This window comes from Phytobacter sp. V91, assembly GCF_965644225.1.
Lineage (GTDB): Bacteria > Pseudomonadota > Gammaproteobacteria > Enterobacterales > Enterobacteriaceae > CBFFRJ01.
Window position 1 is genome coordinate 1 of the sequence record NZ_CBFFRJ010000345.1, and the last position, 314, is coordinate 314.

The 314-nt window shown below is 50.3% G+C and carries 1 protein-coding gene; it reads left to right on the forward strand.

Translation table 11 applies throughout. The features are described 5' to 3' along the window. Positions 1 to 314, forward strand: a 314-nt coding sequence (locus ACSZO4_RS25960; protein WP_437891945.1) for a tyrosine-type recombinase/integrase, incomplete at both ends; no start/stop codon positions are given.

Sequence of the window (314 nt, forward strand, 5' to 3'; positions counted from 1 at the left end):
TCAGGGGCCGTTAACACGGGTAAACGTCAACATCGTCCTGCTTTGCCGTTTGAACGCTACCATGAGTTTTTAGGACGCGTTGACAGCTATAAAGGCCGATTGCTCACCCGACTGGCGGTGAAACTCACCCTGCTGATTTTTATCCGTTCGAGCGAACTTCGGTTTGCCCGCTGGGCAGAAATCGATTTTAAAAAATCGTTATGGACGATACCGGAAGAGCGCGAAGCGGTTAAAGGCGTGAAAAACTCACACCGTGGAGCCAAAATGAAAACCCGGCATTTGGTGCCACTCAGTCAACAGGCCGTTACCATTCT